The organism is uncultured Thermomonas sp., from assembly GCF_937872235.1.
In the GTDB taxonomy this organism is placed as follows: domain Bacteria; phylum Pseudomonadota; class Gammaproteobacteria; order Xanthomonadales; family Xanthomonadaceae; genus Thermomonas; species Thermomonas beijingensis.
The window spans coordinates 1-4,353 of record NZ_CALMPC010000014.1; the positions used below are offsets into that span (position 1 = coordinate 1).

A 4,353-nucleotide genomic window follows, 5' to 3' on the forward strand; every position below is an offset into this window, starting at 1 on the left:
CCGGGCAGGGCCATCGGGGCGAAATGCTCGCGTGCTTGCAGGGCGTAGTAGCGCAGGAAATCCACCGCCTCGCGCACTTCGGCGATACCGTCGCTCAAGGTCTTGCCGGCTTCCTTGGTGCACATCGCCATGTAGGCGGGCATGCGCGCTTCCAGCAGGCTGGCGGCATGTTCCAGCAGGGCCGCTCGGGAGGCGGCCGGGGTGGCATCCCAGGCGGGCTGTGCGGCCACCGCATTGGCCAGCGCCTTTTCGACGGTGGCGGCATCGCTGGCCTGCCAGTGGCCCACCACTTCACGGCGGTCGGCTGGATTTGTGACCGCGATTTTTTCGCCCGTGGCCGGTGCGCCCGGCACCAGTGGCGTAGCGGTCCAGCTGCCGGCACCGGCGGTATTGAGGGCAGCGGCAAGGTCACGCAGCTGGTCGTCGTTGGCGAGATTGATACCCATGGAATTGTCTCGATCTTGGTGTTGGCTGCGGTACAGATTGACCGGCAGCGGGATGCGGGGATGGGCGATGTGTTCCAGCGAAGACACGAATTCAACCGGGTCGCGCACGAGCTCTTCCACCGGGATGGTTTCGTCGGTGATGCGGTTGACGAAGCTGGAATTGGCACCGTTTTCCAGCAGGCGGCGCACCAGATACGGCAGCAGGTCTTCGTGGCTGCCCACCGGCGCGTACACCCGGCAAGGCACGTCGAGGCGGTTTTCCGGGATCACTTCGGCATACAGGTCATCGCCCATGCCATGCAGTTTTTGGAATTCAAAATCGCGGCGGCTGCGCATCGCCCGCGCCATCCGGTGCACGCTGGCAATCGTTTGCGCATTGTGGGTGGCAAACATCGGGTAGATCGCGTTGCCGTGATCGAGCAGGCGCCGCGCATTGGCCAGGTAGCTGACATCGGTGTTTTGTTTGCGGGTGAACAGCGGATAGCCAGCTTGCCCGTCCATTTGCGCACGTTTGATTTCGGCATCCCAATACGCGCCCTTGACCAGCCGCACGGGGATGCGCCGGTTCAATTGCGCGGCCATCTGCGCGATGTGGTCGATGACGAACGGGGCGCGCTTCTGATAGGCCTGCACCACGATGCCAAAGCCGTTCCAGCCGCTCAGCGAACGCTCGGCCATGACCTGAAAAATCAAGTCCAGCGAGAGCTCCAGCCGGTCGGTTTCTTCGGCATCGATGGTCAGACCGATGCCGTAGCGGCGCGCCAATTGCGTCAGCTCCAGCAGGCGGCCACCCAGCTCGTCGAGTACGCGCGCGCGCTTGGCGTGCTCGTAGCGCGGATGCAGGGCGGAGAGTTTGACCGAGATGCTGGGCGCGGCAAACACATCGCTGCCGGCAAAACTGCCATTGGGGCCGGTCTGGCCGATGGCGTGGATGGCGGACAGGTATGCCTGCTGATAGCGCAGCGCATCTTGCGTGGTCAGTGCGCCTTCGCCGAGCATGTCGAAGGAATAGCGGTAATTGGCGAAGTCGCCCTTGCGCGAACGCGCCAAGGCCTCGTCAATCGTGCGGCCCAGCACGAATTGATGGCCCATGATCTTCATCGCCTGGCGCACCGCCAGCCGGATCATGGGCTCACCGGCGCGTCCCACCAAGCGCTGGAACGCGCCATGCACATCGCGCTTGGTGTCATCGGCCAGATCAACCAGTTTGCCGGTCAGCATCAAGCCCCAGGTAGAGGCATTGACCAGCACCGAATCGGACTGGCCCAGATGTTTCTTCCAGTTGGCATCGGCCAATTTGTCGCGAATCAGCGCGTCGGCGGTGGCTTGGTCGGGAATGCGCAGCAGCGCTTCGGCCACGCACATCAGCAGCACGCCTTCCTCACTGCCGAGGTCGTACTGGCGCATGAAGGCTTCAACCACGCCTTGATGGTTGGCACGCACGCGGACCCGGCGCACCAGATCGGCGGCCACGGCTTGTGCGGCATTGCGGTCGGCGTCGGGCAGGGTGGCCTGCACCAACAATTCGCGCACATGTGCGGCTTCGTCGCGGATCCAGCCGGCGGTAATGGCGGCGCGTGGGGCAGACGCGGGCGGGTTCAGCTCCGGTGCCAGAATCGGCACGGGCGAGGCAGAGGGGCTGGCAGGGGTATTCATTGCGCGGGAAAACCGGCATTCCTGAGGGGTAAGCCGCCTAGTTTAGTGCCTGCGGGCAGCGCCGGCATCCAGATAAACCGGGCGTTGTGGCGGTTTTTTGCATGTCCACGGTTGCCGCCTGCGGGCTGCGCCATTACCATCGTATCGGTTAGGTGAGGTTGACTTGGGTCAATTGACGATCTGGGGGCCGCACCGTCATTCAGGCAACGGGGCGCAATAGTGATGACATTCGGTCGTTTCAAACAGCGGGCATTGGCGGCCTTGGCGCTGACCTGCCTGCCGCTGCTGGCAACTGCGCATGCACATTTCTCTGGATCGACCGATCCGCACCCTTGGCAGTTGAACATGCGGGAAGGGGTGACCCCCACCGCGCATGCCGCCTACGACGCCCACATGATCGTGCTGTGGATTTGCGTGGTGATCGGCATCCTGGTGTTCGGCGCGATGGCGGTGGCCATCTTCAAGTTCCGCAAGTCCAAGGGCGCGGTGCCGGATACCAGCTTTGTGCATAGCACCAAGTTGGAGGCGATCTGGACAGCGATTCCGGTGTTGATCCTGATCGGTTTGGCGTTCCCCGCCACCAGCGGCCTGCTGCGCATGTACGACGTGCGCGACGCCGCGATGACGGTCAAGGTGACCGGCTACCAGTGGATGTGGAAATACGACTATCTGGGTGAAGGCGTCGGTTTTAGCAGCCGGTTGAACCGCAAGCATGACGAGCTGCGCCAGAGTGGCAAAGTGGTCACGGCTGCGGATGACCCGCATTACTTGCTGGATGTGGACAACGTGCTGGTACTGCCGGTGGGTACCAAGATCCGCTTCGTGATTACTGCTGACGATGTGATCCACTCGTGGTGGGTGCCGGATCTGGGCTGGAAGCAGGACGCCGTGCCGGGGATCGTGAATGAGGCATGGGCGCAGATCGACCAGCCCGGTATTTATCGCGGCCAGTGCGCCGAGCTGTGCGGCAAGGATCATGGCTTCATGCCGATCGTGGTCAAGGCCGTGAGCAAGGACGAGTTCGCCAGCTGGCTGGCATCGGAAAAGGCCAAGCATGCACCCCCGGCCGCGCCTGCACCGGCGGCGCCTGCCCCCGCTGCGCCGGCGGCTGAAGACAAGCCTGCTGGCGCTGCTACGGCCACCACCACTTCGCAGACCACCCCGCCTGACGCAGCCACTGCTGCGCAGGCCGGTTGATCCACGTCCGCATTCACGAAGGTCAAATCCATGTCTGCTACGCAACACGACGCCGTCGATCACCACGACGCACACGGTCACCAGCAGGGCTTCATTGAACGCTGGTTGTTCTCCACCAACCACAAAGACATCGGCACCTTGTACTTGGTGTTCGCCTTCGTGATGGTGATTGTGGGGGCCGCGCTGTCAGTGGGCATTCGTACCGAGCTGATGCAGCCGGGCCTGCAGTTCGTCAAACCGGAGTTCTTCAACCAGTTGACCACCATGCACGCGCTGGTGATGATTTTCGGCGCGATCATGCCGGCCTTCGTGGGCTTGGCGAACTGGATGATCCCGTTGCAGATCGGCGCGCCGGACATGGCGTTGCCGCGCATGAACAACTGGTCGTTCTGGATCATGCCGTTCGCGTTCGCGCTGCTGCTGCTGACCTTCTTCCTCCCGGGCGGCGCGCCCGGCGGCGGCTGGACCATGTACCCGCCGCTGTCGCTGCAGGGCGGCAGCAACCTGGCGTTTGCGATCTTCGCCATCCACATGATGGGCATCAGCTCGATCATGGGCGCCATCAACATCATTGCCACGGTGCTCAACATGCGCGCGCCGGGCATGGATCTGCTGAAAATGCCGATCTTCTGCTGGACCTGGCTGATCACCGCGTTCCTGTTGATCGCCGTGATGCCGGTGCTGGCAGGTGCGGTCACCATGCTGCTGACCGATCGCTTCTTTGCCACCAGCTTCTTCAATGCCGCCGGTGGCGGTGACCCGGTGATGTACCAGCACATCTTCTGGTTCTTCGGGCATCCCGAGGTGTACATCATGATTTTGCCGGCGTTCGGCATCGTCAGTGAAATCATCCCCACCTTCAGCCGCAAGCCGCTGTTTGGTTATCAGGCGATGGTGTATGCCACCGCAGCGATTGCCTTCCTGTCGTTCATCGTGTGGGCGCACCACATGTTCGTGGTAGGTATGCCGCTGGGTGGCGAGTTGTACTTCATGTTCGCCACCATGCTGATCTCGATCCCCACCGGGGTGAAGGTATTCAACTGGGTCACCACCA

The 4,353-nt window shown here is 62.8% G+C and carries 3 protein-coding genes; 2 read left to right on the forward strand and 1 reads right to left on the reverse strand.

All coding sequences use genetic code 11. The features are described from left to right. A partial coding sequence (putA, locus tag QWB57_RS01235) for a bifunctional proline dehydrogenase/L-glutamate gamma-semialdehyde dehydrogenase PutA (protein ID WP_288967989.1) occupies window positions 1–2,102 on the reverse strand: 2,102 nt, incomplete at its 3' end. 222 nt (window positions 2,103–2,324) lie between these two features. Between putA and coxB the strand changes: the two genes are divergently transcribed. Both coxB and QWB57_RS01245 read left to right on the forward strand, forming a co-directional pair. Continuing rightward, entirely contained in the window at window positions 2,325–3,299 is a 975-nt protein-coding gene (coxB, locus tag QWB57_RS01240; RefSeq protein ID WP_288967990.1) for a cytochrome c oxidase subunit II, read from the forward strand. A 30-nt stretch (window positions 3,300–3,329) separates the two neighbouring features. Next, window positions 3,330–4,353: cbb3-type cytochrome c oxidase subunit I (locus tag QWB57_RS01245; protein ID WP_288967991.1), on the forward strand; the 1,024-nt coding region annotated here is incomplete at its 3' end.

Coding starts and splice junctions, on each gene's coding strand:
- coxB (WP_288967990.1), top strand. CDS start 2,325: ATGACATTCGGTCGTTTCAAACAGCGGGCATTGGCGGCCTTGGCGCTG.